Source organism: Streptomyces sp. NPDC054883 (genome assembly GCF_053610645.1).
Window position 1 is genome coordinate 104332 of record NZ_JBSGYT010000018.1, and the last position, 24526, is coordinate 128857.

General features: G+C 72.0%; 13 protein-coding genes, 1 tRNA gene and 1 rRNA gene. 5 read left to right on the forward strand and 10 right to left on the reverse strand.

What is annotated here, in order from left to right; translation table 11 throughout:
* The first annotated feature begins 46 nt into the window (after positions 1-46).
* The 4 genes from ACWGH1_RS16180 (at position 47) to ACWGH1_RS16195 (ending at position 7241) form a co-directional block, all read left to right on the forward strand.
* On the forward strand, positions 47-4639 hold the full coding sequence (locus ACWGH1_RS16180; protein ID WP_453408736.1) for an ATP-dependent helicase: 4593 nt from the start codon (positions 47-49) through the stop codon (positions 4637-4639).
* Between the two features lie 189 nt (positions 4640-4828).
* A complete protein-coding gene (locus tag ACWGH1_RS16185; RefSeq protein WP_453355905.1) occupies positions 4829-5509 on the forward strand; it encodes a hypothetical protein in 681 nt (226 codons plus the stop codon).
* Positions 5510-5636: 127 nt separating this feature from the next.
* Positions 5637-6440, forward strand: coding sequence for a DNA-formamidopyrimidine glycosylase family protein (locus ACWGH1_RS16190; RefSeq protein ID WP_453355904.1), 804 nt, complete (start codon positions 5637-5639; stop codon positions 6438-6440).
* 36 nt (positions 6441-6476) lie between these two features.
* Positions 6477-7241: an SDR family NAD(P)-dependent oxidoreductase gene (locus tag ACWGH1_RS16195; RefSeq protein ID WP_453355903.1), complete on the forward strand. Its 765-nt coding sequence runs from the start codon at positions 6477-6479 to the stop codon at positions 7239-7241.
* A gap of 355 nt (positions 7242-7596) precedes the next feature.
* Here the strand turns inward: ACWGH1_RS16195 and ACWGH1_RS16200 are convergent, their stop codons facing one another.
* The 8 genes from ACWGH1_RS16200 to ACWGH1_RS16235 form a co-directional block, all read right to left on the reverse strand.
* On the reverse strand, positions 7597-7977 hold the full coding sequence (locus ACWGH1_RS16200; protein WP_136212514.1) for a helix-turn-helix domain-containing protein: 381 nt from the start codon (positions 7975-7977) through the stop codon (positions 7597-7599).
* Positions 7978-8086: 109 nt separating this feature from the next.
* Positions 8087-8587, reverse strand: a complete 501-nt coding sequence (locus tag ACWGH1_RS16205; protein ID WP_453357674.1) for a CinA family protein — start codon at positions 8585-8587, stop codon at positions 8087-8089.
* 74 nt (positions 8588-8661) lie between these two features.
* Entirely contained in the window at positions 8662-9318 is a 657-nt protein-coding gene (gene pgsA / locus ACWGH1_RS16210; protein WP_453408737.1) for a CDP-diacylglycerol--glycerol-3-phosphate 3-phosphatidyltransferase, read from the reverse strand.
* Positions 9315-10802 (reverse strand): 30S ribosomal protein S12 methylthiotransferase RimO, encoded by a 1488-nt coding sequence (rimO, locus tag ACWGH1_RS16215; RefSeq protein WP_453408738.1) that lies wholly within the window; start codon positions 10800-10802, stop codon positions 9315-9317. The genes pgsA and rimO overlap by 4 nt, the downstream gene beginning before the upstream one ends.
* A gap of 113 nt (positions 10803-10915) precedes the next feature.
* Positions 10916-11809: a helix-turn-helix domain-containing protein gene (locus tag ACWGH1_RS16220; protein ID WP_453354353.1), complete on the reverse strand. Its 894-nt coding sequence runs from the start codon at positions 11807-11809 to the stop codon at positions 10916-10918.
* A 219-nt stretch (positions 11810-12028) separates the two neighbouring features.
* The gene (locus ACWGH1_RS16225; RefSeq protein ID WP_453354354.1) at positions 12029-14806 is read right to left on the reverse strand and encodes a DNA translocase FtsK; all 2778 of its coding nucleotides are present in this window, start codon (positions 14804-14806) and stop codon (positions 12029-12031) included.
* 162 nt (positions 14807-14968) lie between these two features.
* Entirely contained in the window at positions 14969-15652 is a 684-nt protein-coding gene (locus ACWGH1_RS16230) for a response regulator (RefSeq protein ID WP_361318291.1), read from the reverse strand.
* A 274-nt stretch (positions 15653-15926) separates the two neighbouring features.
* Positions 15927-21455, reverse strand: a complete 5529-nt coding sequence (locus tag ACWGH1_RS16235; RefSeq protein ID WP_453408739.1) for a HAMP domain-containing protein — start codon at positions 21453-21455, stop codon at positions 15927-15929.
* A 168-nt stretch (positions 21456-21623) separates the two neighbouring features.
* Here ACWGH1_RS16235 and ACWGH1_RS16240 point away from each other — a divergent pair, with 168 nt between their 5' ends.
* Positions 21624-24239 carry a SpoIIE family protein phosphatase gene (locus ACWGH1_RS16240; protein ID WP_453356246.1) on the forward strand — a complete coding sequence of 872 codons (2616 nt, stop codon included), beginning with the start codon at positions 21624-21626 and terminating at the stop codon, positions 24237-24239.
* 116 nt (positions 24240-24355) lie between these two features.
* Here ACWGH1_RS16240 and ACWGH1_RS16245 read toward each other — a convergent pair.
* A tRNA-Thr gene (locus tag ACWGH1_RS16245) sits at positions 24356-24428 on the reverse strand.
* 5 nt (positions 24429-24433) lie between these two features.
* A 5S ribosomal RNA gene (gene rrf, locus ACWGH1_RS16250) occupies positions 24434-24526 on the reverse strand; the annotation flags it as partial.

Sequence of the window (24526 nt, forward strand, 5' to 3'; positions counted from 1 at the left end):
TACGCAGGTCCGCCCGGTTGTCAGTGGCCGGGTGCACGATGGGGGCATGTCCGGTAGCGCGCTCGACTCGTTCTCCCCCGCGACCCGCTCGTGGTTCTCGGGGGCCTTCGTCATGCCGACGGCCGCCCAGGAGGGGGCCTGGCGGGCGATCGGTGCGGGCTCGGACGTCCTTGTCGTGGCGCCCACCGGCTCCGGCAAGACCCTGGCGGCCTTCCTCGCGGCCCTCGACCAGCTGGCGTCCACCCCGCCGCCGGCCGAGCCGAAGAAGCGCTGCCGGGTGCTGTACGTATCGCCGCTCAAGGCCCTGGCCGTCGATGTGGAGCGCAACCTCCGCAGCCCGCTGACCGGCATCCGGCAGGAGTCCGTGCGGCTGGGCCTGCCCGAGCCGGAGATCCGCGTCGGCATCCGCTCCGGTGACACCCCGCCCGCCGAGCGCCGGGCGCTGGTGACGCGGCCGCCGGACATCCTGATCACCACCCCGGAGTCGCTGTTCCTGATGCTGACGTCCGCGGCGCGCGACGCCCTCGCCGGAGTGGAGACGGTGATCCTGGACGAGGTGCATGCCGTCGCGGGCACCAAGCGCGGGGCGCACCTGGCGCTGTCCCTGGAGCGGCTGGACGAGCTGCTGCCCCGTCCGGCGCGCCGGATCGGCCTGTCGGCGACGGTCCGGCCGGTGGACGAGGTGGCCCGGTACCTCGCGCCGCGCGGCAAGGTGGAGATCGTCCAGCCGCCGTCGGCGAAGGAATTCGACCTGTCGGTGGTCGTCCCGGTCGAGGACATGGGCGAGCTGGGCGGCTCGCCCGCCACGGAGGGCCGGGAGGGCGGGGACAAGCCCTCCATCTGGCCGCACGTGGAGGAGCGGATCGCCGACCTGGTGCAGGCGCACCGGTCGACGATCGTGTTCGCCAACTCCCGGCGGCTCGCGGAGCGGCTGTGCAACCGGCTCAACGAGATCGCGTACGAGCGGGCGATGGGCGAGAAATTGCCCGAGGGGTCGCCGCCCGCCGAGATCATGGCGCAGTCGGGCGCCGCGCAGGGCGCGCCGCCGCTGCTGGCCCGCGCGCACCACGGCTCGGTGTCCAAGGAGCAGCGGGCGCTGGTCGAGGAGGACCTGAAGGCCGGCCGGCTGCCCGCCGTGGTAGCGACGTCCAGCCTGGAACTGGGCATCGACATGGGCGCGGTGGACCTGGTGGTGCAGGTGGAGTCGCCGCCCTCGGTGGCTTCGGGGCTCCAGCGCGTCGGCCGGGCGGGCCACCAGGTGGGCGCGGTCTCCACCGGCGTGGTGTTCCCCAAGTACCGGGGGGACCTGGTGCAGGCGGCCGTGGTGACCGAGCGGATGCGCACGGGCTCGATCGAGTCCCTGCGGATCCCCTCCAATCCGCTGGACGTCCTGGCCCAGCAGCTGGTCGCGATGACCGCGATGGACACCTGGCAGCTGGACGATCTGCTGGCCCTGGTGCGGCGGGCGGCGCCCTTCGCGGCGCTGCCGGAGTCGGCGTTCACCTCCGTGCTGGACATGCTCGCGGGCCGCTACCCGTCGGACGCGTTCGCCGAGCTCAGACCACGTGTCGTGTGGGACCGGGTGGCGGGCACGATCACCGGCCGGCCTGGGGCCCAGCGTCTCGCGGTGACCTCGGGCGGCACGATCCCGGACCGCGGACTCTTCGGCGTCTTCCTCGCCGGGGCCGACCCGAAGAAGGGCGGCGGCCGGGTCGGCGAGCTGGACGAGGAGATGGTCTACGAGTCCCGGGTGGGGGACGTGTTCACCCTGGGCACCAGCTCCTGGCGGATCGAGGACATCACCCGCGACCGCGTCCTGGTCTCCCCGGCGCCCGGGGTACCGGGGCGGTTGCCGTTCTGGAAGGGCGACCAGCTGGGCCGCCCCCTGGAACTGGGCCGTGCGGTCGGCGCGTTCCTGCGCGAGCTCGGCGGGCTCGGCGAGGGGGACGCCCGGCTGCGGCTGCTGGCGGCCGGGCTCGACGCCTGGGCCGCGGAGAACGTCCTCGCCTACCTCGCCGAACAGCGCGAGGCCTGCGGTCACGTGCCGGACGACCGGACGATCGTGGTCGAGCGGTTCCGCGACGAGCTCGGCGACTGGCGGGTCGTCGTCCACTCCCCCTTCGGCGCGCAGGTGCACGCGCCGTGGGCGCTGGCCCTCGGCGCCCGGCTCGCCGAGCGGTACGGGATGGACGCGCAGGTGATGCACGCGGACGACGGCATCGTGCTGCGCCTTCCGGACGCGGACCTGTTGTCCATGGACCTGCTCGACCATGATCCGGCGGCCGCCGCGCAGTCCTTCGAGTTCGATGACGAGCAGGCTCCGCTGGGCGCGGCGGACGTCGCCTTCGACCGCGGCGACGTCCAGCAGATCGTCACGGACCAGGTCGGCGGCTCGGCCCTGTTCGCCTCCCGGTTCCGCGAGTGCGCGGCGCGCGCCCTGCTGCTGCCGCGCCGCAGTCCGGGCAAGCGCACCCCGCTGTGGCAGCAGCGCCAGCGCGCCTCCCAACTGCTCCAGGTGGCGTCGGAGTTCGGATCGTTCCCGATCGTGCTGGAAGCCGTACGGGAATGCCTCCAGGACGTGTTCGACGTACCGGGCCTGACGGAGCTGATGGGTGACATCGAGGCGCGCCGGGTGCGGCTGGTCGAGGTCACCACGCCGGAGCCGTCCCCGTTCGCGCGCTCGCTGCTGTTCGGTTACGTCGCCCAGTTCCTGTACGAGGGGGACTCGCCGCTGGCCGAGCGCAGGGCGGCCGCGCTCTCGCTGGACTCCCGGCTGCTGGCGGAACTGCTCGGCCAGGCGGAACTGCGTGAACTGCTGGACGCCTCGGTACTGGAGGAGCTGGAGCGCGAACTCCAGTGGCTGACCGAGGACCGCCGGGCCAAGGACGCCGAGTCGGTGGCCGACCTGCTGCGCCTGCTGGGCCCGCTCACCGAGGGCGAGCTGGCCGAGCGCGGCGCGCAGCCGGCGTGGGCCGCCGAACTGGGCGCCGCGCGGCGGGCGATCCGGGTCCGGGTCGGCGGCGCCGACCACTGGGCGGCGATCGAGGACGCGGGGCGGCTGCGGGACGCGCTGGGCACCGCGCTGCCCGTCGGGGTCCCGGAGGCCTTCACCGAACCGGTCAAGGACCCGCTCGGGGACCTCCTGGCCCGGTACGCCCGCACCCACGGGCCGTTCACCACCACCGCCGTCGCCACCCGCTTCGGTCTCGGCGCGGCGGTCACCGAGGGCGCCCTGCACCGGCTGGCGGCGGCGGGCCGGGTGGTCCAGGGCGAGTTCCACCCGGCGGGCATCGGGCAGGAGTGGTGCGACGCGGCGGTGCTGCGCAGGCTGCGCCGCCGTTCGCTCGCGGCCCTGCGCCAGGAGCTGGAGCCGGTGCCCCCGGCCTCCCTGGCCACCTTCCTGCCGCAGTGGCAGCACTTGGGCGGCGCCCTGCGCGGCATCGACGGTCTGGCCCGGGCGATCGAGCAGCTCCAGGGGGCTCCGGTGCCGGCCTCCGCCCTGGAGCGGCTGATCCTGCCTTCGCGGGTCTCGGGCTACTCCCCCGCCCTGCTGGACGAGCTGACCACCACGGGCGAGGTGGTCTGGGCCGGGGCCGGAGCCCTCCCCGGCAAGGACGGCTGGGTCTCGCTCTACCTCGCCGAGGCGGCGCCGCTGCTGCTGCCACCGCCCCACCCGCTGGAGCAGACGCCGCTGCACCAGGCGGTCCTCGACACCCTCTCGGGCGGCTACGGCCTGTTCTTCCGCCAGCTGGTGGAGTCGGTCCGGGCGAAGCATCCGGAGGCATCCGACCTCCAGCTGTCCGAGGCGCTCTGGGACCTGGCCTGGTCGGGCCGGCTGACGAACGACACCCTGGCCCCGCTGCGCTCGCTGCTGGGGTCGGGCCGGACGGCCGGTGCCACCGCGCACCGGGCCCGCCGCACGATCCCCCGCGGCCGCTACGGCACCCTGAGCGCGACGGTGTCCCGCACCGGGCCGCCCACGGTCTCCGGCCGCTGGTCGCTGCTGCCCGGCCAGGCCCCGGACCCGACCCACCGGGCGCACGCCCTGGCCCGGACCCTGCTGGACCGGCACGGCGTGGTGACCCGCGGCGCGGTCGCGGCGGAAGGGGTGGAGGGGGGGTTCAGCGCCGTCTACCGGGTGCTGTCGGCGTTCGAGGACAGCGGGCAGGCCCGGCGGGGTTATGTCGTCGAGGGGCTGGGCGCCGCCCAGTTCGCGATGGACGGCGCGGTGGACCGGTTGCGGGCGGCGGAGCGGACCCCGCCCCCGCTGGCCACGGTGGTACTGGCCGCCGCCGACCCGGCGAACGCGTACGGCGCGGCCCTGCCCTGGCCGGAGCCGCCGGCCGGGGCCACGCACAAGCCGGGCCGCAAGGCGGGCTCCCTGGTGGTTCTGGTCGACGGGGAACTCGTGCTCTACCTGGAGCGGGGCGGCAAGACGCTGCTGGCGTGGCCCGAGGCGGAGGATCCGCGCCTGGAGGCCGCCGTGTCGTCGCTGGCCGTGGCCTGCCGTGCGGGGACGGTCCCGCCCCTGACGGTCGAGCGGATCAACGCGGCCCCGGCCCTGACCTCCGCGCTGGGCCGTTCCCTGGAGGCGGCGGGCTTCCACGCCACCCCGCGGGGCCTGCGCCTGCGGCCGTGACGGCGGCCGGGCCGGGCCGCCCCTGCGGCCGGTTCCGGCCGGCCCATTCCGCTTATGTTGCGCTTATGTCCTGAGCGCGTCACGAAGACGGCCGGATCGCGAGCTGCCGGTTTCCCCGCCCCTAAGATCACCAGAGGCATCGGGATTGACGATGCGCAGTCAAACGCATAGTCCATGGGGGACTCAGAAGTGAGCAACACCACCACGCGCAGGACCGCACTCGCCACCGTCGGCCTGGCGGTCACCGCCGCCCTGGCGCTGAGCGGCTGCAAGAGCGGCAACGACGAAGCGGTCCCGGCGGCGCCCAGCTCGCCCGCGGCAGGCTCGCCCTCGGCCGGCTCCGCGCAGCCCAGTACCGCCGCCAGCCCGTCGGCCGCCGGCAGCGCCGCGCCCGCCGGAGCCGCCGGCATGGCCAAGCCGGGCCAGAGCTTCAAGATCGGCGAGGCGGCGACGGTCCCGTTCGACTACGGCAGCACCAAGGGCGGCACCATCGCCCTCACCGTCACCTCCATCGAGCAGGGCCAGCCCGCCGACCTCGACCCGCTGAAGCTGGGCGACAAGGTGAAGGGGCAGATCCCCTACTACGTCCACTACACCGTCAAGAACGTCGGCACCACGGACCTCTCGTTCTCCTCGGTCGGCCACATCAGGGGCCTGCTGCCGGACGGCAGCGAGGCGGGCGGCGTATCGGTCATCGGCACGTTCGAGAAGTGCAAGGACGAGTCGCTGCCCAAGGGCTTCACCAACGGCCAGTCGCAGACCAGCTGCGCGATCGCCCTGGCGCCGTCGGCCCAGACGAAGGTGACCGGCGCCCAGTACTGGAACGAGCCGTACAGCACCGTGGGCAACAAGGCACTCACCTGGAAGTAGTACGCCACCCTGCACGACAGGCCCCCGCGCGGACGCACCGCAGCGGGGGCTTCGGCTTCCCTCCCCACCCACGGCGGCGGGGACCGGCCTCCCCGCGCGGGCCGGTGCCCGGAGCCACAATGGAGCCATGCCCGAAGGAGACAGCGTCTGGCGCGCCGCGGCCCGGCTGCACGCCGCCCTGGCCGGCCGGGAGATCACCCGCAGCGACCTGCGCGTCCCCCGCCTCGCCACCGTGGACCTCACCGGCCGCACCACCTTGAACGTGGTCCCGCGCGGCAAACACCTGCTCACCCGCATCGACGGCGACGGCGGCCTCACCCTCCACAGCCACCTGCGCATGGACGGCGCCTGGCACGTCTTCCCGACCGGGCGGAAGTGGCACGGCGGCCCCGCCTACGAGATCCGCGCCATCCTCGGCACCGCCACCGACACCGCCGTCGGCTACCGCCTCCCCGTCCTGGAACTCCTGCGCACCGCCGACGAGGACAAGGTCGTCGGCCACCTCGGCCCCGACCTCCTCGGCCCGGACTGGGACCCCGCCAAGGCCGCGGCGAACCTGCTCGCCGCCCCCGAACGCCCCCTGGGCGAAGCCCTGCTCGACCAGCGCAACCTCGCGGGCATCGGCAACGTGTACATGTGTGAGCTCTGCTTCCTCGCCCAGGTCACGCCCTGGACGCCGGTCGGTGCGCTGCCGGAGCCCGAGGTGACCGCCGTCCGGCTGGCTGGGGCCGCCCAGCGCCTCCTGGCGGCCAACCTCGGCAGCGGCGAGGGCCGCAACACCACCGGCAGCCGCCGCCGGGGCCAGGCCCTCTTCGTGTACGGGCGCGCCCCGCGCCCCTGCCTGCGCTGCGGCACCCCGGTACGCCGGGTCGTGAAGGAGGACCGCCCCACGTACTGGTGCCCGCGCTGCCAGTCGGGCCCCACCCCGTAGTTGACGTCCCGTCAGATCCGGTCGTACCGTCCGGACATGCCCACAGCCCCGTACGACCTCACCGGCCGCACCGCGCTGGTCACCGGCGCCGCGAGCGGGATCGGCCGCGCCACCGCCGTGCTCCTCGCCCGGGCCGGCGCGGCCGTGCACTGCGCCGACCGCGACGCGACCGGCCTGCGCGAGACCGCGCGCCTGGTCGCCGGAGCCGGCGGCAAGGCCGGCGTCCACACCCTCGACGTGACCGACCGCGCCGCCCTGCGGGCCGCCGTCGCCGCCGCCGGTCCGCTCGACATCACCGCCGCCATCGCCGGGATCATGCACACCAGCAGCGTCCTGGACACCGCCGACGAGGACCTGGACCGGGTGCTGGACATCAATTTCAAGGGCGTCCTGCGCACCTGTCAGGAGGCCGTCCGCGCCATGATCGCCGCCGGCCGTCCCGGCTCGGTCGTCACCATGGCCTCCGGCGCCGTCGACGCCGCCCAGCCGGGGCTCCTCTGCTACAGCGCCGCGAAGGCCGCCGTCGTGCAGCTGACCAAGACGCTCGCCACCGAGACCGGTCCGCACGGCATCCGCGTCAACGCCGTCGCGCCCGGCTGGATCCGCACCCCCATGACCGGCCGGCACAGCGCGGAGGAACTGGAGCGGACCGAGGCGGCGATGATCCGGATGTCGCCACTGCGCCGGGTCGGGGAGCCCGAGGACATCGCCCAGGCCGTGCTCTACCTCGCCTCCGACGCCTCGTCCTTCATGACGGGCCAGATCCTCCGCCCGAACGGGGGAGTATCGATGCCCTGGTGAGCGGCGCCCCGCCGGCCGCCGCCCCGGAGCGCCTGCGCACCGGTCCGGGCACACACTGCACGGGAAGCAGCCCCAGCCCCCATCCGCCGACGGCTATCGCGCCCTCCACGGGCCCCGCGTCGGCGGGCTCCAGCGCGAGCCGCAGTACGGCCCACCACCACAGCACCCCGGCCGTCAGCACAAGGGGTATGAGTAACCACCGCACGGCCGCCTCCCAGGAAGGCCGGAATCCGGACGGGCCCATCCTCCCGCACCGGTCCTTCCGCCGCACCCAGAACGGCAAGGAGCCCCGTCCGGTGCCTGACGCACCGGCCGGGGCTCCGGCCACACTCACACGCGCTTCACGCGCTCGCCTTCACGCGGCTACGACGTTCACCGCTTCCACGGGCGCCTTGATGGTCACCCGCTCCGTGGTGCCCGCGACCGAGGCCACGGAGACCGAATTGAGCATCGGGCGCACCGGTGCCGGCACCGGTTCGCTTGCCGCGGCCGACTGCGCAAGCTCCGCCAGCGACAGCTCGTCACTGACTTCGCGCATCAGCTCGGACATCCGTACGTCCAACGCGTCGCAGATCGCGGAGAGCAGCTCGGAGGATGCCTCCTTCTGCCCCCGCTCCACCTCGGAGAGATAGCCGAGCGAAACTCGGGCGGACGAGGAGACTTCGCGCAGAGTACGGCCCTGGCGCTGGCGCTGCCGACGCAGCACGTCACCCAGCAGGCGACGGAGCAGAATCATCGGTGGCTCCCTCCTCTGACCGTGTAGCCGTAACCTTCACGCCCCACCGTACCGCCTCGCGCCGCGGCCGTGCGGGGAGCGATGTCGTGTTCACTCAGGGCTGCAAACATCAAATCCCCCCGTTCTGTTCCGTATCCTGCCCCCGCAGATTCTCGCGGAGTTCGCTCGAGAGGAGTTCGAGCACTGTCCGTGCACTCTCCCTACGGATTTCCGTACGGGAGCCGTTCAACCGCAGCCGGGCCGTTTTCCTGCCCGCCGGACCCGCCACGGCGACGAAAACGGTGCCGACCGGCTGCCCGTCCTGCGGGTCGGGACCGGCCACCCCGGTCGTCGCGATCCCCCACGAAGCCCCCAGCACCCGACGCACCCCGGCCGCCATCTCCTCCGCGACCTGCGCGTTCACCGCGCCTTCCGCCGCCAGCAGCTGCGCGTCCACCCCGAGGACCCGGTGCTTGAGCTCGGTGGCGTACGCGGTCACCGAGCCGCGGAACGATTTCGAGGCGCCCGGCACCGCCGTCAGCTCCGCGGCGACCAGTCCGCCGGTCAGCGACTCCGCCACGGCGAGCGTCTGGTCACTCTCCGCAAGCAGTCGCAGTACGGTCCCGGCCACCTGTGCCGTCCCGTCCGGCGCGGTGGCGGCTTCCGTGGCGCCACCAGCCTCCGGAAAATCACCAGCCGCTCGCGTCACGACGCGGCCCGCTCGGTGTCCTGCCCCCGCCGGCGCAGGACGACGGCCTGGCGGATGTAGTCCAAACCGGTGACGACCGTCAGCACGACGGCGACCGCCATCACCCAGAACCGCAGGGTCGCCAGCGGGCCGGTGAGGGCGAGCACGTACATGCCCACGGCCGTTCCCTGGGCGAGGGTCTTGAGCTTGCCGCCCCGGCTGGCCGGAATGACGCCGTACCGGATGACCCAGAAACGCATCAGCGTGATCCCGAGTTCCCGGCCGAGGATCAGCCCGGTCACCCACCAGGGCAGGTCGCCGAGCCAGGAGAGACAGATGAGCGCCGAGCCCATGATCGCCTTGTCGGCGATGGGGTCGGCGATCTTTCCGAAGTCGGTGACCAGGTTGTACGTCCGGGCGAGGTGCCCGTCGAAGATGTCCGTGATCATGGCGACCGCGAACGCCGCCCACGCCAGCGCCCGCCAGACGGGGTCGTAGCCCCCGTCGGCGAGCAGCAGCAGGACGAATCCCGGCACGAGCACGAGCCGGACCATCGTCAGGATGTTGGCGATGTTCCACAGGCCGGCCTGATTGACGGCCGCGGTCCCGAGCCCGGCGCCGGGCGAGGGCCGGCGGCCGGTCCCGCCCGCCGCAGGTGCCGGGACTCCGGTCATCCGGCCGCCTCCTCGAGATCCAGGTCCAGGGGCTCGGCAACCAGGTCCACACCCAGCGTGCCGACGACCTTTGCCGTCACCATACGGCCGGGGACCAGACCGGTGCTGTCCGTGAAGACCACCTGGCCGTCCGTCTCGGGCGCCTGGTGCGCGGCGCGCCCGTAGGCGCCCTCGCCGTCCTCGTCGACGTCCTCCACGGTCTCGACGAGTACCTCCAGGGTCTCCCCGACCCGCTCTTCCGCACGCTGGGAGGTCAGCTCCTCCGCCAGCCGCTGCATGTGCGCGAGCCGCTGGGCGATGGTCTCCGCGTCCAGCTTGTTCTCGTAGCCGACCGCCTCGGTGCCGTCCTCGTCCGAGTAACCGAAGACGCCGATGGCGTCGAGCCGCGCGTGGGTGAGGAACCGCTCCAGCTCGGCGAAGTCCGCTTCCGTCTCGCCGGGGAAGCCGACGATGAAGTTGGACCGCACGCCGGCCTGCGGAGCCTTGCCGCGGATGGTGTCGAGCAGTTCCAGGAACCGGTCGGTGTCGCCGAAGCGGCGCATCGCGCGCAGCACGTCGGGGGCCGAGTGCTGGAAGGACAGGTCGAAGTACGGGACGACCTTGGGGGTCGAGGTCAGTACGTCGATCAGCCCGGGCCGCATCTCGGCGGGCTGGAGGTAGCTGACACGGACGCGCTCGATGCCGTCCACCTCGGCCAGCTCCGGCAGCAGCGTCTCCAGCAGCCGGATGTCGCCGAGGTCCTTGCCGTACGAGGTGTTGTTCTCGGAGACCAGCATGATCTCCTTGACGCCCTGCTCGGCGAGCCAGCGCGTCTCACCCAGGACGTCGCTGGGCCGGCGGGAGATGAACGAACCGCGGAAGGACGGGATCGCGCAGAAGGAGCAGCGCCGGTCGCAGCCGGAGGCGAGCTTCACCGAGGCGACCGGGCTCTTGTCCAGCCGGCGGCGCAGGGGCGCGCGCGGCCCGGAGGCGGGGGCGATCCCCTCGGGCAGGTCCGCGGGGGCCTCGGCGGCCTCCTGGGCGTGTCCGGGCAGCGATACCTCGGCGGCCTGGCGGGCGGCCGGGCTGATCGGCAGCAGCTTGCGCCGGTCCCGCGGGGTGTGCGAGGCGTGGATGCCGCCGTTGAGGATGGTCTGGAGGCGGTCGGAGATGTCGGCGTAGTCGTCGAAGCCGAGCACGCCGTCGGCCTCGGGGAGCGCTTCGGCGAGTTCCTTGCCGTAGCGCTCGGCCATACAGCCGACGGCGACGACGGCCTGGGTCTTGCCGTGATCCTTCAGATCATTGGCTTCCAGCAGGGCGTCTACGGAGTCCTTTTTGGCGGCTTCGACGAAGCCGCAGGTGTTGACGACGGCTACGTCCGCGTCGGCGGCGTCCTCGACGAGCTCCCAGCCATCCGCCGCCAAGCGGCCTGCGAGCTCCTCCGAGTCCACCTCGTTACGGGCGCAGCCAAGAGTGACAAGGGCGACGGTACGGCGTTCGGGCATGGACTCAAGACTACTTCGTCCCGGCGTCGGCCCCTGCCCCACATCCCCCATTGCAAGATCCCCGGGACGCCAATGGGCCTCCCGGGGATCCGGATTCTCGCAGTCCGCGCTGGTCAGCCCGCCTGGGCCTGGCCCTGCCGCGGGTCGTCCCTGGTGTAGGTGAGCCGTTCGACCTGCCCCGGCTGGAACTGGTCCTTGATCTCCTTGCCGTTCACGAACAGCTTGACGACCCCGGCGTCACCGAGTACGAGGTCGATCGACTCCTTGTCGGTGAAGGTCTTCGACTCGCCCAGGGCGAGCGTGCCGTCGAACAGCGACCGGCCGCTGTGGTCCTTCGCGGAGATCCAGCTCTCTCCGTCGTTGGCCGTCAGGACGACCGTGACGAGGTCCTTGGGCGCGGCGGCGATGGCGCTGTCCGAGGGGGCCGGCTTGGGCGGCTTCGGCTGCTGCTGGGGCGCGGCCGGCTTGCCGGCCGGCAGCTTGGGCGCGGCGGAGGCGGCGGAACCTTCCGCCAGCTGCCGGTTCTCCTTGCCGCCGCCGTCGCCGCCGAAGGCCGTGAAGCCCACGAAGCCGATGACGGCGACAATCGCGGCGACCATGGCGGCCGTCCAGTTCGGCCGCTGCCGCTCGGGGCGGATCCGTTCCGCGTCGAACATCGGCGCGGCGGGGGTGGGCGCCGGCCGGCCGCCGTGGGCCGCGTCGTAGGCCTCGACCAGGGGTGCCGGATCGAGGCGGACGGCGCGGGCGAGCGTACGGATGTGGCCGCGGGCGTAGACGTCGCCGCCGCACCGCGTGAAATCGTCCTCTTCGATCGCGTGCACGATCGGGATGCGCACGCGGGTGGTGGAACTGACCTCGTCGACAGTGAGCCCGGCGGCGATCCGGGCCTTCTTGAGGGCCGTCCCGATGGACGGTCCTTCGACGGTACGTTCGACGAGGCGGTCCTCGGACCGGTCGTCGGCCGAAGGCCGCTCTTCTTCGGGGGAGTTGGCGTTGCCGATGGACACGAGGGCGCCTTTCGAGCGTGTAGCCACCTGCTGGCTGTCCAGTCTAGGGGGGTGACGAAAGGGTGGAGCAACCGGAGGGGTGGAGTCCCTAGGCCATCCGAATGGCTATCGGGTCTCCGGGTGGTGCGAGGGCGGTACGGCGGCCCCGCGCCGGAGCGCGGTGTCCGTCGTTTCCCTCAACTTGACGCACGGCCGGGGGAAACGGTTGCCCCCGAACCCTTACGGCTGATCGTCCCCCCGGATGACCGCCAGCACGCCGTCGAGCTCGTCCGGCTTCACCAGGACGTCGCGCGCCTTCGAACCTTCGCTCGGGCCGACGACGCCCCGCGATTCCATCAGGTCCATGAGACGGCCGGCCTTCGCGAAGCCGACGCGGAGCTTGCGCTGGAGCATCGAGGTGGAGCCGAACTGGGTGGAGACCACCAGTTCCGCCGCCTGGCAGAGCAGGTCCAGGTCGTCGCCGATCTCCTCGTCGATCTCCTTCTTCTGCTTCTGGCCGACCGTGACGTCCTCGCGGAAGACGGGCGCCATCTGGTCCTTGCAGTGCTGCACGATGCCGGCGATCTCCTCCTCGGTGACGAACGCGCCCTGGAGGCGGACCGGCTTGTTCGCGCCCATCGGCAGGAACAGTCCGTCACCCTTGCCGATCAGCTTCTCCGCCCCGGGCTGGTCGAGGATGACCCGGCTGTCGGCGAGCGAGGAGGTGGCGAACGCGAGCCGTGAGGGCACGTTCGCCTTGATCAGGCCGGTGACCACGTCCACCGAGGGCCGCTGGGTGGCGAGTACCAGGTGGATGCCGGCCGCGCGGGCCAGCTGGGTGATGCGCACGATCGAGTCCTCGACGTCGCGCGGGGCCACCATCATCAGGTCGGCGAGCTCGTCGACGATCACCAGCAGGTACGGGTACGGGCTCAGCTCCCGCTCGCTGCCCGGCGGCAGTGTGATCTTGCCGTCCCGGATCGCCTGGTTGAAGTCGTCGATGTGCCGGTAGCCGAAGGCCGCGAGGTCGTCATAGCGCAGGTCCATCTCGCGCACCACCCACTGGAGGGCCTCGGCGGCCCGCTTGGGGTTGGTGATGATCGGGGTGATCAGGTGCGGGATGCCCTCGTACGCCGTCAGCTCGACCCGCTTGGGGTCGACGAGGACCATCCGGACGTCCTCCGGGGTGGCCCGGACCATGACCGAGGTGATCAGGCAGTTGATGCAGGAGGACTTGCCGGAGCCGGTCGCGCCGGCGACCAGGACGTGCGGCATCTTCGCGAGGTTGGCCATGACGTAGCCGCCCTCGACGTCCTTGCCGAGCGCCACCAGCATCGGGTGGTCGTCCTCGGCGGCGTCCGCGAGGCGCAGCACGTCACCGAGGTTGACCATCTCCCGGTCGGTGTTGGGGATCTCGATGCCGACCGCCGACTTGCCCGGGATGGGGCTGATGATCCGCACGTCCGGCGAGGCGACGGCGTACGCGATGTTCTTGGCGAGGGCCGTGATGCGCTCGACCTTCACGGCCGCGCCGAGCGTGACCTCGTAGCGGGTGACCGTCGGGCCGCGGGTGAAGCCGGTGACCTGCGCGTCGACCTTGAACTCGGTGAACACGTTCGTCAGCGAGGCCACCACCGCGTCGTTGGCGGCGCTTCGGGTCTTGCCGGGGCCGCCGCGCTCCAGCAGGTCCAGCGAGGGCAGCGCGTACGTGATGTCCCCGCGCAGCTGGAGCTGCTCGGCGCGCGGCGGCAGGGGTTCGGTGCGCGGCGGGGCCTTGGTGAGGTCGGGCACGGACAGGGTGCCGGAGGCCGCGGCGGTGCTGTCGTGCGGCCCGGCGGCCTCGGGCGAGGCGGCGGGGGCCGTGGCGGCCGGCTCCTCCCGCGCGGGCGGCACCGCGGTCGTGGCACCGGCCGCCTCGGGTGCGCGCCGGGCGGTGATCCCGTGGGTGAGGTCGGCGACCACCGGCGAGGGCGGCAGCCCGCCGTAGACCACGCCGTCCAGCGCGGCGGCGGCCGCCGCGGCGACGTCGACGGCGTCCATCTCCCGGTCCATGGCGGGCCGGGTCCCGCTCCGGCGCGGCTTGCGGCGCCGGGCGAGCGCCTCCTCCTCGGCGGCCCCCGCCGGGTCGGCGGCCGCGGCCCGGGCCTGCCAGCGCGCCGGGTCGTGGCGGCCCGGCCGGGCCTGCGGGGCCGCGCTCCCCGCCTCCGCGTAGCCCTCGTCGTATTCGTTCGGCTGGATCAGTCCGAGCCGGATCCCGAGCCGCCGCAGCCGCTCGGGGATGGCGTTCACGGGGGTGGCGGTGACCACCAGCAGCCCGAACACCGTGAGCAGGACCAGCATCGGTACGGCCAGCGGCGAGCCCATGGTGAAGATCAGCGGCTTCGAGGCGGCCCAGCCGATGAGCCCGCCCGCGTCCTGCATCGCGGTGGTGCCCTCGCCGCGGCCGGGCGCCCCGCAGGCGATGTGCACGAGCCCCAGCACGCCGATGACGAGGGCGGACAGGCCGATCCCGATCCGGCCGTTGGCGTCGGTCTGCTCGGGGTGGCGGATGAAGCGCACCGCCATCACGCCGAGCAGTATCGGCACCAGCAGGTCCAGGCGCCCGAAGGCACCGGTGACCAGCATGGTGACCAGGTCTCCCACGGGGCCGCTCAGATTCGACCAGGTTCCGGCGGCGACGATCAGCGCCAGGGCGAGCAGCAGGAGCGCGACGCCGTCCTTGCGGTGGGCGGGGTCGAGGTTCTTGGCGCCCCGGCCGACGCTGCGGAAGACGGAACCCACCGCGTGGGCGATGCCGAGCCACACGAGGCGCACCAGCCGCACCACGCCCCCGGTCGGGGACGGCGCGGGCTTGGCGGGCGCCTTCTTGACGGGGGCGCGCCTGGCCGCCGCGGCCTTCTTCGCCGGAGGCCTGCGCGTGGGAACCGCTTTCTTCGCCGGCGCCGTCGTACGGCCGGTGCGGCTCTTCGCGGCGCCCGCCGCGCTCTGGGAACCCTTGCCGGACGTACTTGAGGCCATGCGCCCGAGGTTACCGGTGCGCACGCCGGTGGACACGCGTGCCCACCCCTTCACCCGTTCGTGTCGCCCGGCGGCGGTGACGCTCCGCCAGACCTGACGCCGCGCCAGGGAGCCCGCCGGGAGCGGCCGTACGGGGGTCGGGCAGCGCTCCCCGGCGCGCGCTCAACCCTGGAGCGGCAGTACGGCCGCACCGCCCCCGGCCCCGGGTTCGAGCGCGTCCAGCGCCCGGCGCAGGCCGGTGAGCTTGCGTTCCAGGTGGGCGGCGGTCGCCACGACCGACGCGTCGGCCGCTTCCTCACCGAGCTGCTTGGTCAGCGCCTCCGCCTGCTCCTCGACCGCCGCGAGCCGTGCGGACAGCTCGGCCAGCAGCCCGGGCGTCTCCTTGCCGGCGTCCACCCCGTTCGAGCCGCCGCCCTCCAGCTGGAGCCGCAGCAGCGACGCCTGCTCGCGCAGCTGGCAGTTCTTGGTGTAGAGCTCGACGAAGACCGAGACCTTGGCGCGCAGCACCCAGGGGTCGAACGGCTTCGAAATGTAGTCCACCGCGCCGGCCGCGTAGCCGCGGAAGGTGTGGTGCGGACCGTGGTTGATCGCGGTCAGGAAGATGATCGGGATGTCCCGGGTCCGTTCCCGCCGCTTGATGTGCGCGGCCGTCTCGAAACCGTCCATGCCCGGCATCTGGACATCCAGCAGGATGACCGCGAAATCGTCCGTCAGCAGCGCCTTGAGCGCTTCCTCTCCCGACGACGCCCTGACCAGTGTCTGATCGAGCGCGGAGAGGATGGCCTCCAGCGCCAGCAGATTCTCCGGCCTGTCGTCGACCAGGAGGATCTTGGCCTTCTGCACCATGCCCTGTCCTCCTCGCCCCGGCATGGGGCCTCCCCGGCTCCTGGCACCGGCCGGTACGCCGGGTCCCGCCCCAGAGGACGGCATCCTTGCGCCGTCCGTCCTTGTGCCGGTCATCGTAGCCCCAGTCCCGAGATCGCCACACCCTGTCACCAAGATGTCACTGTGCACGAAGCAGAAACGGTGTGGGAGAGCAGAAGGTTCCCCGTATCCCGCCCTTCCACACCGTTTCCGCCACACTGAGTCAACAATTGGTATCAGTACGCGCGCTCGGTGGTCATTTCGCGCGCATCCACTGTTCCATCACCGACAGCAGATAATCGGGTTCCACCGGCTTGGTGACGTAGTCGGAAGCACCCGAGTCGATCGCCTTCTCCCGGTCCCCCTGCATCGCCTTCGCCGTCAGCGCGATGATCGGCAGCCCCGCGAACTGCGGCATCCGCCGGATCGCCGAGGTCGTCGCGTACCCGTCCATCTCGGGCATCATGATGTCCATCAGTACGACCGTCACATCATCGTGCTGCTCCAGGACTTCGATGCCCTCCCGCCCGTTCTCCGCGTACAGCACGGCCAGTCCGTGCTGTTCCAGCACGCTGGTCAGCGCGAAGACGTTGCGCACGTCGTCGTCGACGATGAGCACCTTCTCGCCGTGGAAGTCGTACGTCCGGGGCACCGGCGGCAGTTCCTCGAGCTCACCGCCCCAACCGCCCCCGGCGCCGTGCGTGTCGGGCTGCCCGGGCGCCGCCGTACGCGGCTCCAGGTCGCTCAGCGGCTTGCGCCGCCGCCGGAACAGCGCGGCCGGCCCGCCCTGCCCCTGCCCGGCCCGGTCCGCCTCGGCCGGCGGCAGCGCCGCAGTGCGCTCCCCCGGCCCGACCGCCGCTACGGGGCCGGCCGCCGCCGGAGCCGCCGGCCGGGCCTCCTCGGCCGGCCTGCGGTACTCGCCGCGCGCGCCGCCCGGCGTCGGCGGGGCGTACCCCTGCGGCGGCAGCTCGCTCGGGTGCAGCGGCAGGTACAGCGTGAAGGTGGAGCCCCGGCCGGGCTCGCTGGCCGCGTGGATCTCCCCGCCGAGCAGCCGGGCGATCTCACGGCTGATGGACAGGCCGAGACCGGTACCGCCGTACTTCCTGCTCGTGGTCCCGTCGGCCTGCTTGAACGCCTCGAAGATCACCAGCATCTTGCTCGCCGCGATCCCGATCCCGGTGTCCGTCACCGAGAAAGCGATCAGGTCCGCGTCGGCGTCCCGCAGCGAACCCGCCTCCAGCAGCTGCTCCCGGATCGCGGCGGGCACGTCGGCCCCGGCCGGGCGGATCACCAGCTCCACGGCGCCGCCGTCGGTGAACTTCACCGCGTTCGACAGCAGGTTGCGCAGCACCTGCAACAGCCGCTGCTCGTCGGTGTGCAGGGTGGCCGGGAGCTCCGGGGAGACGCGGACCGAGAAGTCCAGGCCCTTCTCCGCCGTCAGCGGCCGGAAGGTGGCCTCCACGTAGTCCACCAGCTGCACCAGCGCGATCCGCGTCGGCGAGACGTCCATCTTGCCCGCCTCGACCTTCGACAGGTCGAGGATGTCGTTGATCAGCTGGAGCAGGTCGGAGCCCGCCCCGTGGATCGTCTCGGCGAACTCCACCTGCTTCGGCGACAGGTTGCCGTCCGCGTTGTCCGCCAGCAGCTTGGCCAGGATCAGCAGCGAGTTGAGCGGGGTGCGCAGCTCGTGCGACATGTTCGCCAGGAACTCGGACTTGTACCGCATCGACACCGCGAGCTGCTCGGCGCGCTCCTCCAGGACCTGCCGGGCCTCCTCGATCTCGGTGTTCTTGACCTCGATGTCCCGGTTCTGGCGGGCCAGCAGCTCCGCCTTCTCCTCCAGCTCCGCGTTGGCTGCCTGCAGCGCCTTCTGCCGGTTCTCCAGTTCGTCGGAGCGCTCGCGCAGCTGCTCGGTCATCTCCTGCGACTGCTTGAGCAGCATCTCCGTCTTGGAGTTGACGCTGATGGTGTTGACGCTCGTACCGATCATCTCGGCGATCTGGCTGAGGAAGTCCTTCTGGATCTGCGTGAAGGGGGTGAAGGAGGCGAGCTCGATGACCCCGAGCACGGTCCCCTCGAACAGCACCGGCAGCACGATCACGTGCGCCGGGGGCGCCTCGCCGAGCCCGGAGGAGATCTTGAGGTATCCGGGCGGGGTGTTCTCCACCAGGATGGTGCGCTTCTCCTCGGCGACCGTCCCGATCAGTCCCTCGCCGGGGCGGAAGGAGATCGGCATCTGGCCGCCCGCGTACGCGTAACTGCCGCGCATCCGCAGCTCGTACGAACCGTCCGCGCCGCCGTCCGTGCCGATCTCGGTGCTGCCGCCGGCCGGCAGGGCCAGGAAGAAGGCGCCGTGCTGCGCCGAGACCACCGGGGTCAGCTCGCTCATGATCAGCGAGGCCACGTCGTCCAGCTCCCGCCGGCCCTGCATGAGTGCCGAGATCCGGGCCAGGTTGCCCTTCAGCCAGTCCTGTTCCTTGTTGGCCAAAGTGGTGTCGCGCAGGTTGGCGATCATCGTGTTGATGTTGTCCTGGAGGACCTGGATCTCGCCCGCCGCGTCCACGTCGATCTTGAGGTTCAGATCGCCGCGGGTCACCGCGGTGGCCACCGCCGCGATCGCGCGCACCTGCCGGGTCAGGTTCCCGGCCATCTCGTTCACGGACTCGGTCAGGTCCCGCCAGGTGCCGTCGACGTCGCGCACCCGTGCCTGGCCGCCGAGGATGCCCTCCGTGCCCACCTCACGGGCGACGCGGGTCACCTGGTCGGCGAACGAGGACAGCTGGTCGACCATCGTGTTGATGGTCGTCTTGAGCTCCAGGATCTCGCCGCGCGCATCGATGTCGATCTTCTTGGTCATGTCGCCCTTGGCGATGGCGGTCGTGACCATGGCGATCTGCCGCACCTGGCCGGTGAGGTTGGAGGCCATGAAGTTCACCGAGTCGGTGAGGTCCTTCCACGTCCCGGACACGCCCGGCACGTGCGCCTGACCGCCGAGCCGGCCTTCCGTACCCACCTCGCGGGCCACGCGCGTGACCTCGTCCGCGAACGACGACAGGGTCTTGACCATCGTGTTGACGGTGTCGGCGAGCTGCGCGACCTCGCCGCGCGCCTCGACGGTGACCTTCTTCGTCAGGTCGCCGTTGGCGACCGCCGCCGAGACCTGCGCGATCCCGCGCACCTGGGCCGTCAGGTTCCCGGCCATGGTGTTGACGTTGTCGCTGAGGTCCTTCCAGATGCCGGTCACCCCGCGGACCCGCGCCTGACCGCCGAGGATGCCCTCGGTGCCCACCTCGCGCGCGACCCGCGTCACCTGCTCCGCGAACGACGACAGCTGGTCCACCATCGTGTTCACGGTGGTCACCAGCTCCAGGATCTCGCCCTTGGCGTCGACCGTGATCTTCTTGGAGAGGTCGCCCATCGCGACCGCGGTCGTCACCTCGGCGATGTTGCGCACCTGCGAGGTCAGGTTGTTCGCCATGAAGTTGACGGACTGCGTGAGGTCCTTCCAGGTGCCGGAGACGCCCTTCACCTCGGCCTGACCGCCCAGGATGCCCTCGGTGCCGACCTCACGGGCCACCCGGGTCACCTGCTCGGCGAAGTTCGACAACTGGTCGACCATCGTGTTGAGGGTGTTCTTCAGCTCCAGGATCTCGCCCCGGGCATCGACGTCGATCTTCTGCGACAGGTCACCGCGCGCCACCGCCGTCGCGACCTGCGCGATGTTGCGGACCTGCGAGGTCAGGTTGCCGGCCATGCCGTTGACGGAGTCCGTCAGGTCACGCCACACCCCGGCCACCCCGGGCACCTGCGCCTGGCCGCCGAGGCGGCCCTCGGTACCCACGTCCCGGGCGACGCGGGTCACCTGCTCGGCGAAGGCGGAGAGCTGGTCGACCATCGTGTTGATGGTGTTCTTCAGCTCCAGGATCTCGCCCCGGGCATCGACGTCGATCTTCTGCGACAGGTCACCGCGCGCCACCGCCGTCGTCACCTGGGCGATCTGGCGCACCTGCGAGGTCAGGTTCCCGGCCATGAAATTGACCGAGTCGGTGAGCTCCTTCCAGGTGCCGGACACCCCCTCCACCCGGGCCTGGCCGCCGAGGCGGCCCTCCGTACCCACGTCCCGCGCCATCCGCGTGACCTGGTCCGCGAAGGAGGACAGCTGGTCCACCATCGTGTTCACGGTGTTCTTCAGCTGGAGCATCTCGCCCGAGACGTCCACCGTGACCTTCTGCGACAGGTCGCCGTTGGCCACCGCCGTCGTCACCTGCGCGATGTTGCGCACCTGGCCGGTGAGGTTGCGGAAGGCGGTGTTCACCGAATCGGTGAGGTCCTTCCAGGTACCGGCCGCGCCGGGCACCTGGGCCTGGCCGCCCAGCTCGCCCTCCACGCCGACCTCGCGGGCCACCCGGGTCACCTCGGCGCCGAACGACTGGAGCTGGTCCACCATCGTGTTGACGGTGTTCTTCAGCTCCAGCATCTCGCCGGCCACGTCGACCGTGACCTTCTGCGACAGGTCGCCGTTGGCCACCGCCGTCGTCACCTGCGCGATGTCCCGCACCTGCGTCGTCAGGTTGCGGAAGACCGTGTTCACCGAATCGGTGAGGTCCTTCCACGTCCCCGCGGCACCCGGCACCTGGGCCTGACCGCCCAGCAGCCCCTTGGCGCCGACCTCGCTGGCGACGCGCGTGACCTCGTCCGCGAAGGTCCGCAGGGTCTCCGTCATCTGGTTGATCGTCTCGGCCAGCTGCGCGACCTCGCCGCGCGCGCTGACCCGCACCTTCTGCGACAGGTCACCATTGGCGACGGCCGTCGTGACCTGTGCGATCCCCCGCACCTGGGCCGTCAGGTTGCCCGCCATCGTGTTGACGGAGTCGGTCAGGTCCTTCCACACGCCGGCGACCCCGGGCACCTTCGCCTGGCCGCCCAGCTCACCCTCCGTACCCACCTCACGGGCGACCCGCGTCACCTCGGAGGAGAAGGAGGACAGCTGGTCCACCATCGTGTTCACGGTGTTCTTCAGCTGGAGCATCTCGCCGGCCACGTGGACCGTCACCTTGCGCGAGAGGTCGCCCTTCGCCACCGCCGTCGTGACGAGGGCGATGTCACGCACCTGGGCGGTGAGCCGGTACGCCATCGTGTTGACGGAGTCGGTCAGGTCCTTCCAGGACCCGGACATGCCCCGCACCTGGGCCTGGCCGCCCAGCTTGCCCTCGGTGCCCACCTCCAGCGCCACCCGCGTCACCTCGTCGGTGAACGCCGACAGCTGGTCGACCAGGTTGTTGACCGTCCGCCCGACCTTCAGGAACTCCCCGCGCAGCGGATGTCCCGCCCCGTCGGCCGTCTGCGTCCGCAGGTCCATCCGCTGGTCCAGGTCACCCTCGGCGACCGCCGACAGCACCCGGCCCACCTCGGACACCGGCCGGGCGAGATCGTCCACGAGCTGGTTCGAGGCATCGATCGCGGCCGCCCAGGAACCCTCGCAGGCACCCGTTTCCAGCCGTTCGCTCAGCTTGCCCTCGCGGCCCACCATCCGCCGGACCCGCGACAGCTCCCCCGTCAGGTGGAGATTGCGGTCGGCGACCTCGTTGTAGACGGCGGCGATCTCCGCCATCACGCCCTCGCCGGACACCGTCAGCCGCTTGCGGAAATTCCCGTCCCGCATCGACACCAGGGCCGTGAGCAGACGGTTCAGAGCGGCGGTATCGACCTCCGTCGTCCCGTTCCGCCGGGACCGCCCGCCCTTCGGGCGCGTTCCCGTACGCCGCACCGCTGCGCCAGACTCCACCGTGTCCCTCCCGAAAGGGTCGACCACTGTTCCACCGAAACCCGGCGAGTCAAACGCCCGGCTAGACCATCCTGCCCAGTGTTTCACCCTGGCCGAACCTGGCCATAACACTTCGGCACCATCGCACACCGGCCGCACTCCCCGGGTGGAATCCCCGACGACGGCACCATGCGAACCGCGAAGGTAAGTAACCTGGCACCCGATGTCCAACCGCGTCGAAGGAGACTTGTGATCACGGCACGGGCGGCTGCCAGTTTCGATCCCCAAGGACGCTCGGTCGCAGGTGCCCGCGCGTTCGTCCGCGACACGCTCCAGGGATGGGGCTTCGCGGACATCGTCGACGACGCCGTAGTGCTCACCAGCGAGCTCGTCACCAATGCCGTGGTGCACGCCGGAACCAAGGCCGAGGTCCTGTGCCTGCGCACCGAGGACGGCGTACGCGTCGAGGTCGCCGACCGGTACCCGGAGCGCGAGCTCCCGCTCCAGCACCCCCGCGAGCGCCCCTACGCCGACCCCGACCGGGAGAACGGCCGCGGACTGATGCTCTGCGCCGCGCTCGCCACCCGCTGGGGGGTCGAGTACACCGCCACCCACAAACACGTGTGGTTCCGCCTCGACCTCCCGGACCGTCCGGTCGGTACCCGCTCGGCCGGCCCGGTCGTCCCCGACCAGCTGCTCCCCCTCGCCGACAGCCGGGTCCGGGTCGCCGTCGTCCAGATCGACGCCGACGACACCGTCTCCGCCTGGAACGAGGACGCCGAGCACATCTTCGGCCACGCCGCCGACAAGGTCCTCGGCCGCCCCCTCGCCGAACTCGCCGCCTGGCCCCAGACCCCCGGCACCGGAACCGGCATCGCCGAAGCCCTCCGGCTGTCCCGCTGGGAAGGCAGCTACGGCGTCCGCGGCGCCGACGGCCGCGTCATCCCGGTCTACGCCTCGCACCTGCGGGTGCGCGACGCCCACGGCGAGCCGTCCATCGTCTGCCTCCTGGTCCACGACGACGAGCGGGCCCTCCTGCAGACCCCCGTACGCATCCCCTCCGGCGACCCCGGCCAGCTCACCGAAGCCCGCCCCGTGGACCCCTTCGAGGTGTTCATCGGCTCCCCCGCCCCCGACGACCTCGACGGACTGCTCCAGCGCACCGTCGAGCGGGCCCGCGACATGCTCGACGCCGACGCCGCCTTCCTGCTGCTCGCCACCGACGACGAGACCGAACTCGAAGTCCGCGCCACCACCGGCCTGCCCTCCACCCGCCAGCGCTTCGCCCGCGTGCCCGTCGAAGCGGGCACGAACCGGTACGGCTCCGCCCGCATGCCCGCCGTCCACGACGACCTCGTCGCCGTTCCCGGAGCCGTCCCGCTCCTGGAGTCCACCGGCATGCGCTCCGTGGTGACCGTCCCCCTCAAGGTGGAGGGCCGCCTCACCGGCTCCCTCGGCGTCTCCTCCGAGAACCCGGGCCGCTACTCGAACGAGGACGCCCTGCGGCTGCAGTTCGCCGCGGACCGGATCGCGCTCGCCGTGGAGTCCGCCCGCCTCGGCGAGCTGGAACGCCTGCGCCGCGGCTCCCTGTCCTTCCTCGTCGAGGCCTCCGACCTGCTCGCCGGCACCCTCGACCGGGACCAGACGCTGGCCCTGATGGCGCAGATGACCGTCCCCACCCTGGCCACCTGGTGCGCCGTCTACACCATCGCCGACCAGACCTCCGACCCGTACCTCTCCTACGTACTGCACGAGGACGAGGAACGCATCGACGGGCTCAAGGACCTGCTTTCCCGGGTCAGCCCGCCCGAACCCCTGCGCGAGGCCGGCGCCCGCCCCTGGCCGGAATCCGCCCGCGCCGTCGGCGGCGAGACCGTCGTCCTCCCCCTCCTGGCACGCAACCGCGTCATCGGCATGCTCACGCTCGGCAAACCGTCCGAGGAGCACTTCCGCCAGGAGATCCTCGAACTCGCCGACGACCTCTCCCGCCGAGCCGCCCTGGCCCTGGACAACGCGCGCCTCTATTCCGAGCGCACCGCCATCAGCCGCTCCCTCCAGCGCAGCCTCCTGCCGCCCGGCTCCCCCGCCATCCCCGGCATGGAGGTCGAGGTCATCTACCGGGCGGCCGGCGAGGGCAACGAGGTGGGCGGCGACTTCTACGACGTCTTCCCCATCCGCCCCGGCGTCTACGGCTTCGCCATCGGCGACGTCTGCGGTACGGGCCCCGAGGCGGCAGCCGTCACGGGCCTCGCCCGGCACGCCCTGCGCCTGCTCGCCCGGGAAGGCCTCGGCGGCCCGGCGGTGCTGGAGCGGCTCAACGCCGCGATCCTCGACGAGGGCGCCCGCAGCCGCTTCCTCACCCTCCTGTACGGCGAGCTCCACCCCCAGGCGGACGGCAGCGCCCTGATGAAGGTCGTCTGCGCCGGCCACCCGCTCCCGCTACGGCTGCGCCCGGACGGCGAGGTCATCCCCGCCGCGGAACCCCAGCCGCTGCTCGGCGTCATGGACGACCTGGAACTGTACGAGCAGACCCTCACCCTGGACCCGGGCGACGTCCTGCTCTGCGTCACGGACGGCGTGACCGAACGCCGCGAGGGCGCACGCATGCTGGGCGACGACGGCCTCGCCGAGGTCCTCACCACGTGTACGGGCCTCACGGCCGGCGCGGTCGCCGCCCGTATCCTGCGCGCGGTGGAACGCTTCGCGGCGGAACCCGCCTCGGACGACATGGCCATCCTCGCCTTCCGCGTCCCCCAGCAGCGAGCGGGAGAACACCCCGCACCCCGGCCGTCCACCACCGGGTGAGCCCGCCCGCCGCGGGACGGTCTCGTCCCGCGGCGGATCCCACGGGAGAGGCCGGTACGGAAAAGCCTGGGGAACGCAAAAAGGCCCCCGCCAAATGGCGGGGGCCTTCTCTGTTGAGCCCTTTAACGGAATCGAACCGTTGACCTTCTCCTTACCATGGAGACGCTCTACCGACTGAGCTAAAAGGGCGGGTTGTTCGGCGGCGTCCTACTCTCCCACAGGGTCCCCCCTGCAGTACCATCGGCGCTGAAAGGCTTAGCTTCCGGGTTCGGAATGTAACCGGGCGT

Bases quoted from the DNA above. Each gene is read 5' to 3' on its own strand.
- ACWGH1_RS16195 (WP_453355903.1), top strand. From the start codon at position 6,477: ATGCCCACAGCCCCGTACGACCTCACCGGCCGCACCGCGCTGGTCACC.
- pgsA (WP_453408737.1), bottom strand. From the start codon at position 9,318: ATGACCGGAGTCCCGGCACCTGCGGCGGGCGGGACCGGCCGCCGGCCC.
- ACWGH1_RS16190 (WP_453355904.1), top strand. From the start codon at position 5,637: ATGCCCGAAGGAGACAGCGTCTGGCGCGCCGCGGCCCGGCTGCACGCC.
- ACWGH1_RS16200 (WP_136212514.1), bottom strand. From the start codon at position 7,977: ATGATTCTGCTCCGTCGCCTGCTGGGTGACGTGCTGCGTCGGCAGCGC.
- rimO (WP_453408738.1), bottom strand. From the start codon at position 10,802: ATGCCCGAACGCCGTACCGTCGCCCTTGTCACTCTTGGCTGCGCCCGT.
- ACWGH1_RS16230 (WP_361318291.1), bottom strand. From the start codon at position 15,652: ATGGTGCAGAAGGCCAAGATCCTCCTGGTCGACGACAGGCCGGAGAAT.
- ACWGH1_RS16240 (WP_453356246.1), top strand. From the start codon at position 21,624: ATGCGAACCGCGAAGGTAAGTAACCTGGCACCCGATGTCCAACCGCGT.
- ACWGH1_RS16180 (WP_453408736.1), top strand. From the start codon at position 47: ATGTCCGGTAGCGCGCTCGACTCGTTCTCCCCCGCGACCCGCTCGTGG.
- ACWGH1_RS16225 (WP_453354354.1), bottom strand. From the start codon at position 14,806: ATGGCCTCAAGTACGTCCGGCAAGGGTTCCCAGAGCGCGGCGGGCGCC.